The organism is Marinomonas rhizomae (assembly GCF_003315485.1).
Lineage (GTDB): Bacteria > Pseudomonadota > Gammaproteobacteria > Pseudomonadales > Marinomonadaceae > Marinomonas > Marinomonas rhizomae.
In genome coordinates this window covers 1-20,952 of sequence record NZ_QNSE01000019.1, presented here as the reverse complement: position 1 = coordinate 20,952, position 20,952 = coordinate 1, and the positions used below count along the sequence as shown (strand labels likewise).

At 42.0% G+C, this 20,952-nt stretch carries 14 protein-coding genes and 1 rRNA gene; 8 read left to right on the top strand and 7 right to left on the bottom strand.

Translation table 11 applies throughout. The annotated features are described in order from the left end of the window. Positions 1-2 precede the first annotated feature (2 nt). Positions 3-374 carry a Na+/H+ antiporter subunit G gene (locus DFP80_RS19105; RefSeq protein ID WP_113918386.1) on the top strand — a complete coding sequence of 124 codons (372 nt, stop codon included), beginning with the start codon at positions 3-5 and terminating at the stop codon, positions 372-374. Here DFP80_RS19105 and amt read toward each other — a convergent pair. Both amt and DFP80_RS19095 read right to left on the bottom strand, forming a co-directional pair. Further along, positions 355-3,417: an ammonium transporter gene (gene amt, locus DFP80_RS19100; protein WP_113918385.1), complete on the bottom strand. Its 3,063-nt coding sequence runs from the start codon at positions 3,415-3,417 to the stop codon at positions 355-357. The two genes, DFP80_RS19105 and amt, sit on opposite strands and share 20 nt — an antisense overlap. A 246-nt stretch (positions 3,418-3,663) precedes the next feature. Next, positions 3,664-5,691 carry a hypothetical protein gene (locus DFP80_RS19095; protein ID WP_113918384.1) on the bottom strand — a complete coding sequence of 676 codons (2,028 nt, stop codon included), beginning with the start codon at positions 5,689-5,691 and terminating at the stop codon, positions 3,664-3,666. A 294-nt stretch (positions 5,692-5,985) separates the two neighbouring features. Here DFP80_RS19095 and DFP80_RS20595 point away from each other — a divergent pair, with 294 nt between their 5' ends. Next, positions 5,986-6,279 carry a hypothetical protein gene (locus tag DFP80_RS20595; RefSeq protein ID WP_147243858.1) on the top strand — a complete coding sequence of 98 codons (294 nt, stop codon included), beginning with the start codon at positions 5,986-5,988 and terminating at the stop codon, positions 6,277-6,279. Positions 6,280-6,315: 36 nt separating this feature from the next. Here the strand turns inward: DFP80_RS20595 and ppx are convergent, their stop codons facing one another. Then, positions 6,316-7,833 (bottom strand): exopolyphosphatase, encoded by a 1,518-nt coding sequence (ppx, locus tag DFP80_RS19085; protein ID WP_113918382.1) that lies wholly within the window; start codon positions 7,831-7,833, stop codon positions 6,316-6,318. Between the two features lie 529 nt (positions 7,834-8,362). Between ppx and rho the strand changes: the two genes are divergently transcribed. Together rho and DFP80_RS19075 are read left to right on the top strand one after the other, a co-directional pair. Beyond that, positions 8,363-9,628: a transcription termination factor Rho gene (gene rho, locus DFP80_RS19080; RefSeq protein ID WP_113918381.1), complete on the top strand. Its 1,266-nt coding sequence runs from the start codon at positions 8,363-8,365 to the stop codon at positions 9,626-9,628. Positions 9,629-9,761: 133 nt separating this feature from the next. Continuing rightward, the gene (locus DFP80_RS19075) at positions 9,762-10,490 is read left to right on the top strand and encodes an NAD(P)H-flavin reductase (protein ID WP_113918380.1); all 729 of its coding nucleotides are present in this window, start codon (positions 9,762-9,764) and stop codon (positions 10,488-10,490) included. Positions 10,491-10,601: 111 nt separating this feature from the next. On the opposite strand, the gene DFP80_RS19070 is transcribed toward DFP80_RS19075, so the two are convergent. Next, positions 10,602-10,871 (bottom strand): YfcL family protein, encoded by a 270-nt coding sequence (locus DFP80_RS19070; protein ID WP_113918379.1) that lies wholly within the window; start codon positions 10,869-10,871, stop codon positions 10,602-10,604. An 86-nt stretch (positions 10,872-10,957) separates the two neighbouring features. Then, positions 10,958-12,502 carry a malate dehydrogenase (quinone) gene (gene mqo, locus DFP80_RS19065; protein WP_373962367.1) on the bottom strand — a complete coding sequence of 515 codons (1,545 nt, stop codon included), beginning with the start codon at positions 12,500-12,502 and terminating at the stop codon, positions 10,958-10,960. A 347-nt stretch (positions 12,503-12,849) separates the two neighbouring features. Between mqo and DFP80_RS19060 the strand changes: the two genes are divergently transcribed. Continuing rightward, the gene (locus tag DFP80_RS19060; protein WP_113918378.1) at positions 12,850-13,251 is read left to right on the top strand and encodes a CBS domain-containing protein; all 402 of its coding nucleotides are present in this window, start codon (positions 12,850-12,852) and stop codon (positions 13,249-13,251) included. Positions 13,252-13,268: 17 nt separating this feature from the next. Here DFP80_RS19060 and hslO read toward each other — a convergent pair whose 3' ends face one another. Continuing rightward, a complete protein-coding gene (gene hslO / locus DFP80_RS19055; protein ID WP_113918377.1) occupies positions 13,269-14,144 on the bottom strand; it encodes an Hsp33 family molecular chaperone HslO in 876 nt (291 codons plus the stop codon). Between the two features lie 246 nt (positions 14,145-14,390). On the opposite strand from hslO, the gene DFP80_RS19050 reads away from it, so the two are divergent. The 3 genes from DFP80_RS19050 to ppk1 all read left to right on the top strand — a co-directional run bounded on the left by DFP80_RS19050 (position 14,391) and on the right by ppk1 (position 19,825). Next, on the top strand, positions 14,391-16,316 hold the full coding sequence (locus DFP80_RS19050; RefSeq protein WP_113918376.1) for an ABC-F family ATP-binding cassette domain-containing protein: 1,926 nt from the start codon (positions 14,391-14,393) through the stop codon (positions 16,314-16,316). A gap of 149 nt (positions 16,317-16,465) precedes the next feature. After that, a complete protein-coding gene (gene hemB, locus DFP80_RS19045; protein WP_113918375.1) occupies positions 16,466-17,461 on the top strand; it encodes a porphobilinogen synthase in 996 nt (331 codons plus the stop codon). A 144-nt stretch (positions 17,462-17,605) separates the two neighbouring features. After that, positions 17,606-19,825, top strand: coding sequence for a polyphosphate kinase 1 (gene ppk1, locus DFP80_RS19040; RefSeq protein ID WP_113918374.1), 2,220 nt, complete (start codon positions 17,606-17,608; stop codon positions 19,823-19,825). 1,036 nt (positions 19,826-20,861) lie between these two features. Here the strand turns inward: ppk1 and rrf are convergent. Continuing rightward, positions 20,862-20,952: ribosomal RNA gene (rrf, locus tag DFP80_RS19035) — 5S ribosomal RNA — on the bottom strand; the annotation flags it as partial.

The following is a 20,952-nucleotide window of genomic DNA, read 5'->3' as shown; positions in this document are numbered from 1 at the left end:
TTATGCCTTTTTATCTCGAAATTATTATCTGCGTGTCTTTGCTTATTGGCGGCATTTTTCTATTGATAGGCTCTTATGGCCTTGCTCGCTTGCCTGATATTTATATGCGTTTGCACAGCCCAACTAAGGCCTCAACATTAGGAATCACTGGTGTCTTGGTCGCCTCCATGATATTCCAAAGCCATTTAAAAGGATTTCTTTCCATTCAAGAGTTTTTGATCACCTTGTTCCTGTTGATTACGGCACCAGTTGCCGCAAATATGATTGCTAAGACAGCCCTGCACTATCGCACAAAGCCTTTAGAAAAAACGCAGAATCAAGAGCTGATGGAAGCAATCCGTGATAGAGAAACACCTAAGCAATCACAGGACTGACAGTAAGCAACTTGGCGATATCGGCACCTTCCATAGGCTTATGAAAATAGTAACCTTGGAAGACTTCACAACCTAGCGACTTTAACATATCCGCCTGCGGAGCGGTTTCTACGCCCTCCGCGACAATTCTAAGCTCCAAGCTACGTGCCAAATGAATAATGGTTTCACAGATTTTGGTGTCTTCGATGTGGCTATCACACTCTTCAACAAACGATTGGTCAATCTTCAAGACATCCAATGGAAGCCGTTTCAAATAACTTAATGAAGAATAACCTGTTCCAAAATCATCCACAGATATCTTAATATCCAATGCCTTCAATTCGGCCATCACTTCAATACAGCGTTGAATATCTTGCAAGAGAACCCCTTCTGTAATCTCAATCTCCAGTAAATACCCTTCCACATTGTAAACCTCCAGCTTCTGCGAGATGTAAGATACCAAAGAATCCGATACCAAATGCCGTCCTGAAAGATTCACCGCAATAGGCACCATACGCAATCCCTGATCACGCCATGCTTTTTGTTGTTGCAAAGCCTGATCAATAACCCATTCATCAATTTTAATAATTAAGTTTGATTCTTCTGCAATAGATATAAAGTCAGCAGGAGAAATACGCCCTTTGGTCGGGTGATTCCAACGGATTAACGCTTCCAAACCAAGGATATTCGCTTTCTCCATAAGAACTTTTGGTTGGTAAACTAACGAGAATTGCGCTAATGCCAGGGCATCATTAATTTCTTTCTCAAAACCGAATTTTTTCGTAACAATATTAGCCATTTCTGAGGTGAAAAATTGCGCATTATCACGACCCTTCTCTTTTGCCCAATACATGGCAATATCAGCCTGCTGAATCAACTTGTCTGCATCCAAGTTCTGCTCATTCTCAGTGGTATGAGCAACCCCTATACTGGTTGGTATGGTGAAATACTGTTCATTAAGATGGACTGGCGCTCGCATCGCCTCTAAAATTTGCTGAGCACGCCGAGCTAAACGACTTTCAGTGACATTCTCTGTCATCATGAAAACAAACTCATCACCGCCCCAGCGAGCAATAACATCACACTGCTCGGACACTCCGATTAACCGTCTTGCCACTTCACAAAGCAATTCATCACCCGCTTTATGGCCTAAGGTGTCATTAATAATTTTAAAATTATCCAAATCCAAAAACAGTAACCCAACAGACGTTTTTTGCTTCGTCGCAAAGAGCAAAGCGCTTACCAAAGAATCCATTAAATAAGTACGATTATACAAGCTAGTGAGTGGATCGCTGTAGGCTAAAAACTTTAAACGCTCCTGCAACTTCACATGACGCGTCATATCTCTGATATGTAGTGTGTACTCACTTTCTTGTACAGAGTCGGCATTTGCTTTAGTGATCGCTATTTCAGCCGGAAAATCATTATTAGGACTGCGTTGCAGACGAAAAGGATTGCGTCGATTCAGTATCAAACCATTTGATGTTGAAAACCCCGAGTTCAAACTTTCGAACATTTTCCTTCTGTCTTCTTCACGAATAAAAAGGCCAATAAAGCTTTTACCTTCAACTTGTTTCTTTAAGCAACCAAATGTTCGCTCCGCTGCAGGATTAAATTCTATGACAGAGCCAAAACGGTTAATGGTTACAATACAATCCATTGAAGAGTTCAATATCGCAGACTTACGCATTTCACTTTCTTGAAAACGCATTAGAGCGTTATCTCGTTGCGCAATTTCCGTGCTCACACGATCAATAACTTGATTGTATTTTCGCGCAATCTGTCCGACTTCTGTAAAGGGTTCTTCAGGTACCGACTTGGAAAAGTCGGCATTGTTTTGCTGATATTGCATAGAGGTTAGCAAATCAAATAGTTCAGTCGTCGCTCTATGTTCTGCAACATTGAGACCCTGCTCCTCTTGCTCTTTACTTGCTCGTAATGGCATCAAGCGATTTAGCAACCACATACCGACATATCCCACTACAAAACAATAGAAACCAATAACCACAATACCTAATGCTTGCACTCCAAGCTGTTCTACAAACCCTAATCCATTATTAATTTTGTCTGTTTGACCAAACAAAGCGACACTCAAAGTGCCCCATATACCCGCAAACAAATGAGCAGGAACAACATCAAGAGCATCGTCTAAGCGCCAACGCTCCATCAATAAACTCCCAAAGTAAACCACCACACCAGACACCGCACCAATAATAACGGAGGCACCTGGCGACACCACATGACAAGAGGCCGTGATCCCAACTAAACCCGCAATAGTGCCATTTAAAACAAAACCAACTTCAATATAGCCATCACGGAAATAATTAATAGCGGCGGCGATGAGTGCCCCCCAAGCAGCAGAGATGAAGGTATTCAGTATGATCATTGGCACGGCGTCGGTTAGCGCTAATGTGCTACCACCATTAAAACCAATCCAACCAAACCAAATTAATAATGTCCCTAACGCAGATAAAGGAAGGTTATTACCGGGTGGTAGCCGTATACCTTCTTCAAAACGCCCAAGACGAGGTCCTATAATGATAATGGCAGCCAATGCAACCCAACCGCCCACAGAATGCACTACTGTGGAACCCGCAAAATCAATAAAACCAAGTTTTGCAAGCCAACCATCAGGCCCTTCTGAAGGGTAAATACTTGACCAAACCCAATGCCCAACAATGGGGTAAATAAACGCACTCAGGATGACTGTGATCGCCACATAACCAATAAATGTCATGCGCTCTGCAACAGCTCCCGAAGTGAGCGTTGCCGCGGTACCACAAAACATCATTTGAAAAAGGAAAAAACTTACTTCCCAAGCTGTGTGTTGATCATCAAAAAAGAAATCACTCGCTCCAAATAAGCCAGCAACAGAGTCTCCAAACATGATGCCAAAACCAAACAACCAAAATAACGTCGTTGAAATAATAAAATCGGAGATATTTTTTGCTGCGACGTTGATGCTGTTTTTACTACGAATACGACCACTCTCTAAACACAAAAAGCCGGCCTGCATCATAAATACAAGCGTAGAGGCCACTAACAACCAATAGTATTCTGCCATATACATCCTAAACAGTTAGAACCGCACCAAAAAAGATCATGAAAAATAAAACAGGGCAAACAACACGCACCACCAAAGAGCTAAAACACAAACACAAGCCGCAGTGATAACTTAATCATTCAATAGTTAAGCCAACTATTGAAATTCTCCAATTTTAAAAAACAGGGCAAACAAAAAAGGCCACTCAAACCTAATTGAGCAGCCTTTTCCAAACAACCGTCATGTTGCAAACTAGCCTAGATGAAATTAGCCATTCAGTGTAAGAACATTGGTTTTACTGATGCGATGTCGATAAATTTCACGAAGATACTTAATCGCATTTTTAACGTTGTTTATATCCAAACGAATATCATTAATAGAAACGAAACGCTGATTGCTATCAATCAACTCTCGGTACTTTTTCTCATACATTGGCTTGATTGCATACCAGTTTGTGTCTAGGATTTTCGCGGGGTTTTCATAAGTCGTAAAGTACTTATCAACCAAAGCGTCATCAAAATCATCATCTTGGATCATTTTAATGATCGCCTTATCAATTTCATCCGTGTATCGGTAATCATCACGAGCAAAACAGCGTTTCATGTAAGCGACCATTAGAGTCAAAAAGTCATCACTCAAACATGGGCTTTTGGCGATTAACGTCGTTAATGATAAGTTCGCCGATGCTCCAATAACAAGCGCATAGCGCTTTAATGTTGTATTAGGGCACAAGCGGTTCAAATGCATTTTCAAGCGGTTCAGTGCAGTGAAAGACAGCTTATAATCTCTAGGCAACGAAATGATAGAAACGATAGATGAGCAGTTTTTAAAGAAATGCAAATGATTCAAGGCCGTCGCATCGTAACCACTTTTACGATAGTCCTTAATCGCTTCTCGATATCGATCCGACTCGACAGGCAACACGCTCACGCCTTCAATTGCTGATGTATCATTGTTGAAGTGTGGCAGCTCAATTGAGCGACAGAACAGGTCATCAATATCAACGCTGTCTTGACGTGTTCCTTCGTTGACCACACTTTCTGCGTAAGCCACTGCAACAGGGCCTGCTAAACTCATAAATAAATCATTGGCGTCCAAGCGAATGGTTTCAGCAATATCGATACCTGCACGACGGAAGTAATCTTCGTCATAATCGGTTGTTACTGCTTGAGCCGTCAAGATGTTAAAAATTTGTTGGGAAATATACTGGTTAGCGTATTTTTCCATGGTGTTCACATCGATATTATCAGAATCACCACCGTTTTCTTCTTCTGCATAACGCATAATATCATTAGATATCAGCATCATAGAGTTCCATGGGCGAATGCGCTCCATCACATCTGCTGGCACTTCGTCTTCTTCACGTTCTTCGTTATAAGAAAAGTTCCATTCTTCCGAAATATACTTAGTCAGCAGGCGGCCTGCGTTAATATGCAAGGCCTCGGAAATCTCAACATTTTTTCCAGAAATATTAGGTAGAATGCAAATGCCTGAAGTGAAAATTGGCTCAAACACAAAACTGTGGCGTTTATCCGCCATTTGACTCTGATCTGAGCGATAGTCGAAAGTTTTGCTCAAATAAGAAAACTGTTGAGCCAAACCAAATTCTGATGCCATCCCCGACCCCGTTCCACCGCCAGCACTAAAGATGTAAAAGTACAGACGTGACTGGTTGGCTTTAATACCGCAGGAGTCAACTAAATACGAGTGCATCTGTTTCCAGTTTTCATTACGGAATGTCGTTGCATCTTTATTTAAAATAATCTTCGCAAGATATTGTCCTAGAATAGGAGCATTACCTGCGCCACCAGCATGAACTTCAGATAAATCCATGATTTGTAATTTGGTGTATTCTTCTAAAAACTTGGTTCTTCCTTCTTGATTAGAAAAACGTATTCTTCCTTCGATGTCTTTATCCAAATCACCCAATAAAACAATAGGCTCAATCAAAAAAACCGGCTTTAAACCATCTTTACTTTCAAGAGGCAAATGCTTGCGAATCCAGCGCATAGGCCTGAACTCACTCTCATTATTTAATATTTCTTGGTTTTCAACTTCGCGCATGTAGTTTGCTCTCGCATCATATACTAACGATGCAACATCCAAGGCGATATTAGAACCACAGCGCCCCAAACCAATTAGGCAAACAGAGGGAAAAAACTGTTCATTTACGCCTTCTTCGTCTATCACTTGTGGATGAATTCGATTACGAACTACGTCCAAATTTTCTAAGATCTGTTCTAGGTTTGTCTCAGTAAAATAGAGATGTTCTATTGGGAGATTTTCTTGACTCATGCGGCATCCTTTTTGAAGCAAATAACTTACAACAGATAATCACTCACATTACTAATGAATCAACATGACACAAAGCGGACTGCTCATCTGTTAAATGCACTATTTAATTGGCTGTCTTACTAATAGACATTAGCGCAAACAATATCATCCTTACATAACAATGACACTAATATGGTGAATACGTGCACAAAATAAATAATTATAATAATTTTTTATAATTAAACAAAAAGCAACCTTAGTCTATTGTTTGTACTATTATATGAAGTACCTAAACAACTTTGTAAGGTGGCTGTTTTGTCGATCTCATCGCTATCCAGCAATCCTTTGTATCTGCCTAGCTTAACGGTGCCGGCGGATACTTCTGCGCGCCAAGACTCGCAACGGCAACAGCACGACTCCGTTCAATTGTCTGATCGAGCGAAACAACTGCTAACCACACAACTTGAACCCAAAGAATCAAAAGAGAAGGGCGAGGAAGGAAAGGAATCTGTACAAATTTCGTCCAGCATAGGACGGCTCTCACGAGTAACTGGACTTCAACGAGAAGAAGTCGCCGCCTTATATAGATCAATTGATAAACTGACTTAGAGCAAAGCAACGACTTTTTATCCACTTGAATCTTAATCAACTAAAAGTAAGAGTGTATCCATCGGATACAAGGGACTCCGCTTCACGCTGAAGGTTGGCTAAGGTTAGAGGCCTGCTATCTAACCATCCAGGTAAGAACTCAGCATGGAGATTTTTGTTATCTGCTTTTAACGTAAAAATAGGCATGTCGCCTTCTTTTCTATCGTGATGCAGTAAAATAGACAGCCGCAATAAGATCGATAAACGGTCTAAGTCTTGCTGGTCACTTTTTGTAAAACGGTAATCCAAAGACTGAGTAAACTTACGACGATGTCGAAGAATTAAGTTTGCTAAAGCTTGCTGCTCTTGCTGAGAAAAGCCAGGCATATCCGATTCACGAATTATATACGCCCCATGTTTATGATAACGGCTATGCGAAATCCCAGCACCAACTTCATGAAGAAGGCCTGCCCAACGTAATAAATCTTCACTGGAAATGCTGTTTAAGTCCCAACCGTCTTTCACTTGAGCTAATGCTGATAAAGCAGTATGCGTAACAAGTTTGGCCTGCTCTGTATCGATGTGATACTGGTTCAACATATAGTTAACCGTACGCTCACGAATATCCGTTTCAGCATAACGCCCCATAATGTCGTACAGCACACCTTCTCTTAGTGCACCATTCGAGAAATCCATTTGTTTGATATCAAAACACTCAAACACTGCCGTTAATATTGCAATACCAGCGGCAAAGGTACTTTTTCGTTCAGGCTTAAGACCAGGCAAATCAATATTATCAGCGTGCCCTGCAGCAAATAAAGCCTTTTGAATTTGTTTCAGTGTCTTTTGCGTAATACCTTTTTTGCTCCAATTGTTTTCCTTAACAATATTAAAAGCAGCTTTCACAGTACCAGACGACCCAATCGCCACATCCCAAGTTTCATCAAGGTAATCATCTTGAATACTAAGGAGTTCTAAACGTGCAGCCGTGACGGCTTTCTGAAAGTTAGATTTATTAATCACGCCATCATCAAAAAAGCGTTGCTTAAAACTTACACATCCCATGTGAAGACTTTCTGTGAGTATCGGCTCAAGCTGTTTACCAATAATAAATTCAGTGCTGCCACCACCAATATCAACAACTAAACGCTTAGCATCACCATGGTCCATGGTTCTGGCTACGCCCATATAAATAAGACGGGCTTCTTCTCGACCCGCTATAATTTCGACGGGATGGCTCATGATATCCATCGCCTTACCAATAAAGTCATAGCGATTTTTAGCCACTCGCAAAGCATTGGTACCGACCACACGAACAGAACCTTGCGGCATGTCTTCAATCACTTGAGCAAATTGCGCTAAGCAATCTAATCCTCGCTGCTGGGAAGCATCATCCAAATGGCCATTAACCAAACCTGCAGCCAACTGAACCTTTTCCCCAAATTCCCCAGTAATTCGTAACTGCCCATGCGTAACTTGAGCGACCACCATATGGAAGCTGTTTGACCCTAAGTCAATAGCAGCAATTTTTTCAAATGGAAAGTCATGAGATTGTTGCAAAAAGAGTGATTGCATTCAGAAAACCTTATGATGCCGAAGTCTTAATAAGGACAAGAGTATATCAGTTACTAGACGATGTCATTGGCAACAAAACACCAAAAACAACGGAGTATTTGATGAATTTTTTATAAAAATTAACGCGTTTTAATGAAAATCAAGGCATTTTAACGACTGGACTTCAAAAAAATACAGAGCGAAAGCCGCGAAAATCGGGGGTTTGATCAAAAAATTACCAGAAAGTGTTTTTTTCCTGAGTTTCACTATAGACCTCGCCTTTAAGTCGAACTATAGTATGGATGGTCTTGATAGTGATAAATCAGCAATCAGATCACATTTAGATCCCAATCAAATTGTTTCGCGCTGTATTGGCTTTGCCCTATCCGGGCTTGTCTAAACTAGAACAACATCTAACCGTCTTGTTCTTTGTTTTTAATGCCGAGTAGCTGATACATTGTAAAATACTTCCAGACACAAATTATTGTTACTAGTTGATTAACTCTAATTCCGTCAATTTTCCTCAAATGAGCTAATACAAAACCCGTTTATGAACCTTACCGACTTAAAACAGAAATCAGTACACGAACTTTTAGAAATCGCAGCAGAAATGGGCCTAGACAATATGGCTCGTTCCCGCAAGCAAGATGTTATTTTCTCAATCCTAAAGCGTCATGCAAAAGGTGGGGAAGACATTTATGGCGACGGTATCTTAGAGATTCTTCAAGATGGCTTTGGCTTCCTTCGTTCACCTGACTGCTCATACTTAGCAGGCCCGGACGACATTTATGTATCACCAAGCCAAATCAGACGCTTCAATCTACGAACTGGCGATACTATTGCCGGAAAAATTCGTCCACCTAAAGATGGCGAGCGTTACTTTGCTCTACTAAAAGTAAACGAAATCAACTTTGATAAGCCAGAAAGTGTTCGTAATAAAATTCTTTTTGAAAACTTAACGCCTTTATTTCCTGATGAACGTTTATTGATGGAAGCTGGCAACGGCTCTACCGAAGACGTTACATCTCGCATTATTGATCTTGTTGCCCCAATGGGTAAAGGTCAGCGTGCATTGGTCGTTTCTCCGCCAAAAGCGGGTAAAACCTTCATGTTGCAGAACATTGCCAATGCCATCACTCGTAACAACCCTGAATGTCATTTAATCGTGTTGCTGATTGACGAGCGCCCTGAAGAAGTAACCGAAATGTCTCGTACCGTTCGCGGAGAAGTGGTTGCCTCTACGTTTGATGAGCCACCAGCTCGCCACGTGCAAGTGGCAGAAATGGTGATCGAAAAAGCAAAACGCTTAGTTGAACACAAACGTGACGTTGTAATCCTATTGGATTCCATCACACGTTTAGCTCGTGCCTACAACACAGTTATTCCTTCATCAGGCAAAGTATTAACTGGTGGTGTGGATGCAAACGCACTAGAACGTCCAAAACGCTTCTTTGGTGCTGCACGTAATATCGAGGAAGGCGGTAGCTTAACTATTATTGCAACAGCGCTTGTTGATACTGGCTCAAAAATGGATGAAGTTATCTTTGAAGAATTCAAAGGTACTGGTAACTCAGAATTACATCTAGACCGTAAAATTGCAGAGAAACGAACCTTCCCTGCGATCAACATTCGCCGTTCAGGTACTCGTCGTGAAGACTTGCTTACATCTGAAGATGAGCTACAACGCATGTGGATTCTTCGCAAGCTATTGAACCCTATGGAAGACGTAGCGGCGACAGAATTCTTGATTGACCGTCTAAAAGTGACTCAGACCAATGATGAGTTCTTTGAGTCAATGAAAGGCAAAAATAAATAAGTAGATATTTCTGCAGCAAGAAGTCTGCGGTAAAAAAGCCACTTCCTGAAGTGGCTTTTTTTTACTTGAATGAGCAACTTAATTCCACCGCCACTACACTAAAGTGAGCGCGATATATATTGGAGTAGTTTAAATGAAAGAGATTACCGCGACGGTAAATGCTGTTGAGCTCCTCAACGAAAATGTCTATCAAATTACCCTAAAGGTAGACGATCTAATATTTGAAGCAGGTCAATATCTAATGGTAGCACTACCAACTGGAGAACAGGTTCCTTACTCCATCGGAAGCGCACCACATGAACTACCTTATTTGACGTTGTATGTGCTCGTTTCAGATTCTACATCTCTTGCGAGCAAAGTGGTTGAGCACATTAAATCCAACCATAGTATTACAATCAAAGCTCCTGGCGGCGACTGTCATATTGCAAATGGCGTTCTAGACTCAAATCCAGAAAACATCTTATTGATTGCTGGTGGAACGGGGTTTGCTCAAATAAAAAGTCTGTATAGCCATTTAGTTGAACATAATTTTACTGGCCATGTTTCATTTTACTGGGGATTAAGAACACCAGAAGATGTCTTTGCTCAAGACTGGTTAGCAGAAGCTCACAAATACACATCTTTTACATTAGACGTTATAGTGAACGAAAAAGGCGACGGGTGGCATGGGCGAAGCGGATGGTTATACGAAGCGGTGCTAGCAGATCACCCAGATCTGAGTAAAAGCGCTGCCTTTATCAGCGGTTCAGTTGGCATGGTATATGGCACACTTGATCAATTGGAGCTAAAAGGCCTTAGCAAAGAAAACTGCTTTTCTGACGTTTTTGCTTATGCTCCGCATCCAGATAAACCTGCCCTCTAATATCAATAATGAAGATGAATCAGGCTGTAATTACCTAGACGTGATTGCTAAAAAGGGAGCTCCAAGTATGCACTGCGCTCCCTTTTTTATTTAGTTGTGTTCAATTAAAAGTTAAGCAGCTAAACGGACTGACTCCCACAACACTTTAATACTCTCTTGGTCACCATCTGTGACACCTTCCGCTTCCAGAGTGTCTTGCAATATTTCTGTGAAAGCATGATCGAATTCATCTCGCCCTTCTCCTTCCACACTACTATGTAAGCCCAAAAGCCCTAACAGATAAGCACAGTAAAATAACTGATCGCCCTCTTCTGCATGATGCTCCATGTCTCGTAATCTGTCACACAACTGATCGGCGCGCTCAGCAAAGGTTATTGCCATATTCAATCTCACAATATATGAATTTAATATACAAAAAAGCTGGGGAGCGCCCAGCTTTTAAAACTTATTCCATCACGCAAATGGCGTTATGGCTTTAATTTTAGAGTCTCTAACGTGTTCGCTCGAATAGAAAGAAGTAAGTCGGTATTCTTCACCAGCGATTCACCGTAAGAAGGTACCATTTCTTTCATTTTAGCTTGCCACTCTGGCGATGCTACACGTTCATGGAAACAACGCTCAAGAATACCAATCATGGTATTCACTGTGGTTGAAGCACCAGGAGAAGCGCCCAATAAAGCAGCCAAAGAGCCATCTTCGGTAGTAATTGCTTCGGTTCCGAATTCTAGCTTACCGCCCAACTTATCATCTTTCTTAATGATCTGAACACGTTGCCCAGCGTATGCAAGTTCCCAATCTGCATCTTTAGCATCAGGGAAAAACTGGCGTAAAGAATTACAACGGTCTTTATGAGACTGCATAACTTCACTGATTAAATAACGAGTTAGATCCATGTTATTTTTACCAACACTTAGCATTGGTTTGATGTTGCTAAAACGAACGCTCTTCGGCAAATCAAAAAATGAACCTGTTTTTAGAAACTTCGTCGTAAAACCAGCAAATGGACCAAACAAAATGGCTTTTTTACCGTCGATGATTCGCGTATCTAAGTGGGGAACAGACATAGGTGGCGCACCAATCGGTGCAGCACCATACACTTTAGCGAAATGTTGCTCCACCAACTCTGGCTTTTCACATACTAGCCATTGACCGCTAACAGGGAAGCCTCCAAAGCCTTTACCTTCTTCTACTTCTGCCTTCTGTAATAAAGGCAAAGCACCGCCACCAGCGCCCAAAAAGACAAATTTAGCATCAATGGTTTTACGCGCGCCATTTTGCTCAACCTCAACGTCCCAGCGGCCATCAGATCGTTTTTGTAAATCTTTAACTTCGCAATTTAGACTTAACTCGAAGTTATCCAAGCCTTCTAAATGTTTGCTCATATTACGAGCAATAGCACCAAAATTCACATCGGTACCATGTTCTATTCGTGTGGCAGCAAGCGGTTCACTGTCATCACGGTTGTTCATAATAAGAGGCATCCATTCTCTCATTTTTTCACGATCTTCCGTGAATTGCATTTCTTTAAAGGCAGGATGTGCACTCATTGCTGCATGACGTGCTTTTAACATGTCAACGTTACGCTGTCCCCATACAAAACTTTGATGCGGTACGCGATGAATAAACTCTTGAGGCGCTGGCATCAAACCCTGTTTTACAAGGTAGGACCAAAACTGAAGACTGATTTCAAAGGCAGCATTAATAGTGACCGCTTTATCTATATTGACAGAGCCGTCCGTATTTTCAGAGGTATAGTTAAGTTCGCAGTATGCCGCATGGCCTGTACCAGCATTATTCCAGCCATCGGTACTTTCCTTTGCAACACTCCCTAAACGCTCAACCATCAACATGGTCATGCTAGGATCCAATTGCTTTAGTAACACTCCTAGGGTAGTGCTCATAGCACCGCCCCCGACTAGTAAAACGTCTACAGAATTTGAGGTCATATGATTTCGCCGTGTCATAGCCAATTGTGAATTTGAGAGTGATGCAGAAAAGGAGCTTTTGGCCAGCCGCGATATATCAGAATACACGGCTTTACTTTCTCCACCCTCTCTTCAGAACGCCTTTGCTCGTATGCCGAAAGTACATAGAAAATCAGCTTAATAAGGGATTCTGAGCAGGTGTAAGTCAATTATACGGATTTTAAAAGTAATGTCTTGAGACCTTAGTATAAGAATGTAGATATATTCACAATTCAAATTTCACGATATCAGTCATTTAATTGACTTTAGCGGCAAGAAAGACGATGTTAGCAACATTAAGAAAAAACATGCTTCGATTTTGCTGCTATATTTAAAAAATAATGTTCAGTATAAATATACTAAATTCTATATTTTATGTACTGGGGAGTATGGCTATGAAAGCACAAGATATTATGGTGAAGAATGTCATCTGTGTCGCAATGGATGAACGATTACCTGTTGTCAAAAAAATGATGGAAGACAATGGCTTCCATCATTTACCTGTTATTGAAAAAGATAAACTAGTTGGCATCATTTCAGATAGGGATCTGCTACGCCTAATCAGTCCTTTTATAGATAGCGCTTCTGAACAACCTAGAGACTTAGATACGCTAAATCGAGCAGCTCATCAAGTAATGACCCGACAACCGATTGCCGTTAAAGCAGAAACCCCTATAGAAGATATTGTCGCCTGGTTAAAACGAGTCGATATTTCTTGTCTGCCCGTAACCGACGACGAAGACCATGTCATTGGTATTATTTCGTGGCGCGACCTTGTAAATCACGCCACATTTTAACCTTTGAGCATTTTACATTAATGCGTTTTCGCTTGATCTCCCAATAGATCCGCCAAATCGTCTTCGGTAAATTCATACTTCTCGGCGCAGAACTGGCAATCGACTCTCACACTACCTTGTTCAATTAGAGTCTCACGTATCTCTTCAGTACCTAGTGACATAACAGCATCTAGAGTACGCTGCCGCGAGCATGAACAACCAAATTGCATTGCCTTAATATCGTAAAGACGAACCTCTTCTTCATGGTATAAGCGATGGAGCAATTCTCCTGTTTCAAGACTAAGTAATTCATCTTCTTTAACCGTTGAAGCAAGATGAGTCAAACGCTCCCAAGCATCTTTATCGCCTTCTTTCGCTTGCTCTTCTGGCAAACGCTGTAAAAACAGCCCACCACACTGTGCACCATTAGCAGCTAACCAAACTCGGCTTGGTAACTGCTCTGACTGAGAAAAGTACTGTTCAAGGCATTCTGACAAAGTATCGCCAATGATTTCGACAACCCCTTGGTAACGTTGCCCATTACGAGGCTGAATAGTAATGGCCAAATAACCACCTTTCAGTGCCTCTTTTAAAGAGATAACTTCCGGCACTTCTTGACTATCATCCCATTGAGCAATTCCGCGAAGATTTTGCTGCTCATCACACTCGGTCATCAAGGTAGACAAAAAGCCATTACCCTTTGCTTGAATCGATAAGACTCCATCAATTTTGATAATGTCTCTTAACAACGCAATGGCTGCGACAAACTCACCAAGGAGTTTTTCTAGTGCTAGCGGATAATCCTTACGTTTAATAATTTCTTGGTAAGCGTCATTCAACAACACTCGTTCACCACGAACGTTACTATTATCAAAGGAAAAACGCTGGATTTCATTGATGGTTACATTATTCACAAAGCACACCTTGTCCAGGCTAAAAAGCCTAACTAAAAAAGTTCAAATAAATATTGTCGCCATTTTACCCTTGAGCGGATCAATCATCCACTTTAAAACCGTCATTAACTGGGGATATGTATTGGGAATATGCACGCTGGCTATTTCGTTTAAGCTAGCAGCACTCTAAAATGCTTTACATTGTACTTCTATTGAAACGACCAACATCACTTCTCATTAAATAGAGATAAGAGATTCCTAGTTTTTATGATCCAATTTACTGAAGTTAGTTTACAACGCGGCACTCAGTTTCTACTTGAAGAAACCGACCTCACCATTTTCGAAGGTCAAAAAGTCGGTCTCATTGGTGCCAATGGTGCAGGCAAATCCTCTTTATTCGCCATGATCAAAGGCGAACTACACGCAGACACTGGCGAAGTTATACTTCCGGGGCAACGCCGTATTGCGTTTATGGCGCAGGAAGTGGAGGAAACACAGCGCAGCGCTTTAGACTATTGCCTAGATGGCGACGATAGGCTCAGAGAGATAGAGAACAATATTGCCAAAGCACAAGCCAACGGCGACGATCACGCCCATGCCAACTGGTTAGGTGAGTATGAAAATGCTCATGGCTATACAGCACAATCAAGAGGCGAAACACTTCTCCAGGGACTCGGCTTCAAAATGACAGACATGCAAAGACCTGTGTCTGATTTCTCTGGCGGCTGGCGAATTCGCCTCAACCTTGCCAAAGCCCTAATGTGCCCTTCTGACGTACTCTTGCTTGACGAACCAACCAACCACTTGGATTTAGATGCTGTCATGTGGCTGGAAAACTGGCTACGCCAATATCCCGGCACCTTATTATTAATTTCTCATGATAGGGACTTCTTAGATGGCATTTGTAGCCATATTGTTCATCTCTATCAGAAAAAGTTAGTGCTTTATAAAGGCAACTACTCAGATTACGAACGTCAGCGCGCCGAACACTTGGCACAACAGCAAGCTAATTACGAAAAACAACAAGAGAAACGCGCTCACCTGCAACAATATGTAGATCGCTTCCGTTATAAAGCAGACAAAGCTAAACAAGCACAGAGCCGTCTGAAAATGCTCGAAAAAATGGAAGTCATCGGGCCTGCGCATATCGATTCCCAATTTGAATTTTCGATCCCTGTTGCTGAGAAAACATCACAACTCTTGGTTAATTTATCTCAAGCTGATTTGGGCTACACATCTGAATCTGGCGAAAAAATCGTTCAGCTTGGCAATACCAACTTCGCCCTTCGAGATGGACAACGTATTGGTTTACTTGGCCCTAATGGCGCAGGGAAGTCGACTCTAATAAAATCCATTGTTGGCGAAATTGGCATTCTAGCAGGCGATCGTATCTTGGGAGAAAACCTACAAATTGGCTATTTCTCACAACATCAACTTAGCGCTCTCGACTTAGAAGCCTCTCCGCTACTGCATATTCAACGGCTCACCCCAAAAGTACTTGAAAGCGATATTCGTCGTTACCTAGGTGGCTTTGGGTTTATTGGAGATGATGCACTACGTGCGGTAAAAGGCTTTTCAGGCGGTGAAAAAGCACGTTTGGCTTTATCCTTAATTTCTTGGACCAAACCAAACTTATTAGTACTCGATGAGCCGACTAACCATCTGGACATCGAAATGCGCCAAGCATTAACAGAAGCCTTACAGGAGTTTCCAGGCTCCATCCTGCTGGTATCCCACGATCGGCACCTTCTTAATAGTACCGTCGATGAGTTCTATCTCGTTGCAGACCATCAAATCAACGCATTTGATGGTGATTTACCAACTTATCATGCATGGTTACAAGCTAGACAAGCAAACGCTACTCAACTTGAAAAAAGCGATCTAGCAGGAGATAAAATAGACAAAATAGACCGCAAAGAAGAACGACGTAAAGCCGCTGAAATGCGCGTAAAACTACGCCCGCTTCATAAGAAAATCGAGAAGTATGAAAAGGCCGTTCAAGCGGCACAAGAACAGCTTGATCGCATTGCTGAGGCAATGGCCGACTCTAGCCTTTATGAAGCCGCTCAAAAAGACAAATTACAAAGCTTACTAAGTGACGAGGCGAAATGGAAAAAAGCTCAAACGGAAAGTGAAGAGGCTTGGTTCGAAGCGCAAGAAGAGCTTGAAGAAGCGGAAGCGCAGATTAGCTAAGTTCAAACAAAAAAAGAACGGATAAACAAAGACTAAGTGCTAGAAATCCGTAAAGTTTTGCCTTAACACAAAGCTTTTCTTCTAGCACTGACTTATTATTGTAACAATACTAAAGTACATTCATACACAGCGAAAAGGAGAGATATTGGATGACATTTCCATACACTCGTATGCGTCGCATGCGTAAAAATGATTTTTCTCGCCGCCTGATGCGCGAACATAACCTTACTGCAGATGATTTAATCTACCCGATGTTTGTTCTTGAAGGCGATAATGTGCGTGAAGCCATTTCCTCCATGCCAAATATTAATCGTGTTTCCATCGACATACTGTTAAAAGAAGCTGAAGAATTAGTTGAGCTGGGCATTCCTACCATTGCTTTGTTTCCCTACATCGAAGCTGACAAAAAATCACTTCACGCCGAAGAAGCCTATAATCCAAATGGCTTAATCCAACGAGCCGTTCGCGCCTTAAAAGAAGCGTTCCCGGAGCTTGGCGTATTAACAGATGTCGCGCTAGATCCTTATACCACACACGGTCAAGATGGCATCATTGATGATTCAGGCTACGTTCTGAATGACATTACTGTCGATACTCTCGTAAAACAAGCCCTATCACATGCCCAAGCAGGAGCGGATATTGTTGCACCATCCGACATGATGGATGGCAGAATTGGTGAAATTCGTGACGAACTTGAAGCTGAAGGTTTCATTAACACTTTAATCATGGCCTATGCAGCCAAATACGCATCGGCTTATTACGGTCCGTTCCGTGACGCAATTGGCTCAAGCGGCAACCTTGGTAAAGGTAACAAATTCACCTACCAAATAGATCCAGCTAACTCTAACGAAGCCATCCGCGAAGTGATGCTAGATATAGAGGAAGGGGCTGATATGGTCATGGTAAAACCAGGCATGCCTTATTTAGACATTGTACGTAGAGTAAAAACAGAACTTGAAGTACCAACGTTTGCCTACCAAGTAAGCGGAGAGTACGCAATGCACATGGCCGCCTTTCAAAATGGCTGGCTAGATAAAGATACGGTAATAATGGAATCTCTCCTAGTGTTCAAACGCGCTGGTGCAGATGGCATCCTGACTTACTTTGCAAAAGATGCAGCACGCCTGCTGAAATCTAAAAGCTAACGATTTTTAGTACAAATAAACACACAGAATCGGTGACCAGCAGGCTGCGTTGGTGTAATTTGTTAGTATATTCCTACAAATGTAGGTAAAGGAACAATGATACCAACAACACTATAAAACGGTATTTAGAGAGAATCAAAGCGCATGTCTGAGCAGTCGGTGAACGAAATAAATAAAAAAGAGCCAATTCCTAGCCCTCCGTTAGAATTGGATGCAGAGCTTGTTTTAGAGCCCATTCCGGAACAGCCACAAGATCCTAATAAGGTAGCCATTGAAGAACGCTTACCTGAAGAGATCGATCTGGCTGATCCTGAGCTTTACTTCAACCGTGAGTTAAGCCACTTACAATTTAACGCACGCGTTCTTGAACAAGCCATGGATGAAAACCATCCGATCTTCAATAGATTGATGTTTCTATGCATCTTTAGCTCAAACATGGACGAATTTTTCGAAATCCGCGTTGCTGGTCTTAAAAGCCAACTCGAGTATAGCCGTGAGAAAAATGGCCCTGATGGTATGCACCCTAAAAAAGTGCTTGGCTTAATTAGCGAACACGCTCATAAGCTAGTACGCCGTCAGTACCGTATTCTTAACGATATTATTTTGCCTAAACTGGCAAATGAGAATGTTAAATTTATTCGTCGCACTGTGTGGAATGAAAAACAAGCCGCTTGGGTAAAACGCTATTTTCGTGACAATGTACTGCCTATCATCAGTCCAATTGGTCTCGATCCAGCTCATCCATTTCCAAGACTAGCAAACAAAACATTTAACTTTGTTGTTGAGTTGGAAGGTCGTGATGCTTTTGGGCGTGAGAATGGCCTTGCCATTGTTCCAGCACCAAGCTCACTACCTCGCTTGGTTAAACTACCAGATGAAGTGTGTGAAGGCGGGGATAACCTTGTCTTCCTTTCCTCTATCATTCATGCGCATGCAGATCAGTTATTTCCCGGCATGACCGTCAAAGGTTGTTTCCAATTCCGTCTTACTCGTAATGCGGATTTAGAAGTAGACTCCGATGATATTGGAGTCGATTTGGCTGGTGCATTACGCACAGAATTACAAAGCCGTCATTACGGCAGTTCGGTTCGATTAGAAATTGCCGAAAACTGCCCTCTTCATATCGTTGATTCTTTACTCAAACAATTTGACCTAGAACAACAAGATTTGTATCGCATTGATGGTCCGGTGAATCTTAGCCGACTCATGGCTGTACTAGAGCTGGTTGACCGCCCAGACTTAATGTACCCTCCTTTCTCACCAGGCTTACCTAGAAAACTGGCAAGCTCTGGAGGGTTATTCGAAGCTATTCGTCAGCGCGATTATCTGCTGATGCATCCATTTGAAAGCTTTTCGCCTGTTATCGATTTATTAAGCGAGGCTGCAAAAGATCCCAGTGTTGTCGCTATTCGTCAAACACTTTACAGAACAGGTTCACGCTCACCGATTGCAAACGCATTAGTTGAAGCAGCTCGGAATGGCAAAGAAGTCACTGTCGTTATCGAGCTACGTGCGCGTTTCGATGAAGCAGAAAACTTGGCCTTGGCAAGCCGCTTGCAGGACGCAGGTGCCATTGTTGTTTATGGTGTGGTTCGTCACAAAACCCACGCAAAAATGATTCTAATCGTGCGTAGAGAAGGTGCTAACCTGACTCGCTATGTTCACCTCGGTACAGGTAACTACCACGCTGGTAATGCTCGACTTTACACTGATTATAGCTTTATGACCTGCAATAAAGAGATTGGTGATGATGTCCATCGCGTTTTCCAACAACTTACAGGTATGAGCAAAGAGTTAAAGGTGAAAAAGCTGCTACATGCTCCATTCACCCTTCGTGACCGCTTACTGGACATGATCAATCGAGAAGCCGAAAACGCGCTAAAAGGCGACCCTTCTCGTATCATCATTAAAGTGAACTCATTAACAGAGCAAAGGCTCGTTCAATCACTCTATAAGGCATCTCAAGCCGGAGTAAAAATAGACTTAATTGTTCGCGGTATCTGTACATTGCGTCCGGGCATAAAAGGCATATCATCTAACATTCGAGTACGAAGTGTAATTGGTAGATTCCTCGAGCATACTCGTGTGTATTACTTCTATAACAACCGTAACCCACAAGTTTACCTTTCAAGCGCTGATGGAATGGACAGGAACTTAAATAATCGTATTGAAGTAGCCTTCCCTCTTCAAGACTATAAACAAACTCGCCGGGTAAAAAAGGAACTTGAGTATTATCTGACAGATAACACTCAAAGCTGGATACTTCAAAGTGATGGTTCGTATCAATTGTCCAAGCCTCGAAAAGGCGAATATCGCAGTGCCCAGCGCGCACTACTTAGCGAACTCGCTGACAACACACGTTAAAGAAACAGCAACTAGACACAAGAGCCCAGCTTCAAACTGGGCTTTTTGAGGACAATCTAACGCGGATCTCATCGTGGAGCGGGGCGAAGCCTAATAACGACTCCGAATACATTAGCGCAAATCAACCTCTTTATCGAAAATATCATTGGCAATAACGAGGCAGACCATACATTTTTGTGTATAAAAACAGAGCTTATCCACACAATTTTTTAACACATCTTGTCACTTTCTATTAACAAAGCTTCACATACAACAACCAAGCCAGCGACAAATCTATTGAGAAAACATCTTTTATCATCTTTTCAAAAGCAAGAATCCATCGAGACCCGACTCGATACAGGAGATGAATTTTAGAAAGCTTTGCCGAATAAATACGATGCAAACTATTGGGCGCTATTTCCATGAGCTTGTTTAAAATGTCAGGCTCCGTGGTTAGCTAATCAACTACTGCTTATATTTGAGTTGGGTTTAGTTTTAAAGTATTTATAGCCCCTCTTTTGTTTATTTCGTTTGCTTTTTGATTGGAACAAAATAAATTAAACGAAAGAGGGTCGCTTATTGAAGCACCAGCTAGACACACTTCTTGGGACGGTATGATCCTAAGCAGCGTCAGCCGCAGACGACATCAGTGACGCAAGGCGTCGCTGGTTGGGATCGTGTTGTGTGTGGGGATTTCTGAGGATGTGATTTAACAGCTTTCATTTTCTACCGACGTAAGAAAGCCCTGACAGGATAACCTATCAGGGCTCTTATATTTAAAGCTTGACGACGACCTATGCTTATCCCCTTGCGTCACTCTCACATACGTGTCTTTGATAAAGAGCCCCACACGTGGGAAGGATTGTTAGCTCTCTTAAACGAAAAAAACCCACATGACATTGTCATGTGGGGTTTCTCTTAATGTAAAGCTTGATAACAACGTCACTCTCACATGCGTGTCTTTGATAAAGAGCCCCACACGAGGGAAGGGTAGTTAGCTCTCTTAGACGAAAAAACCCCACCCTACTCAGTAGGGTGGGGTTTCTCTTAATATAAAGCTTGACGACGACCTACTCTCACATGGGATCTCCCACACTACCATCGGCGATGGCGCTTTTCACTTCTGAGTTCGGGATGGGATCAGGTGG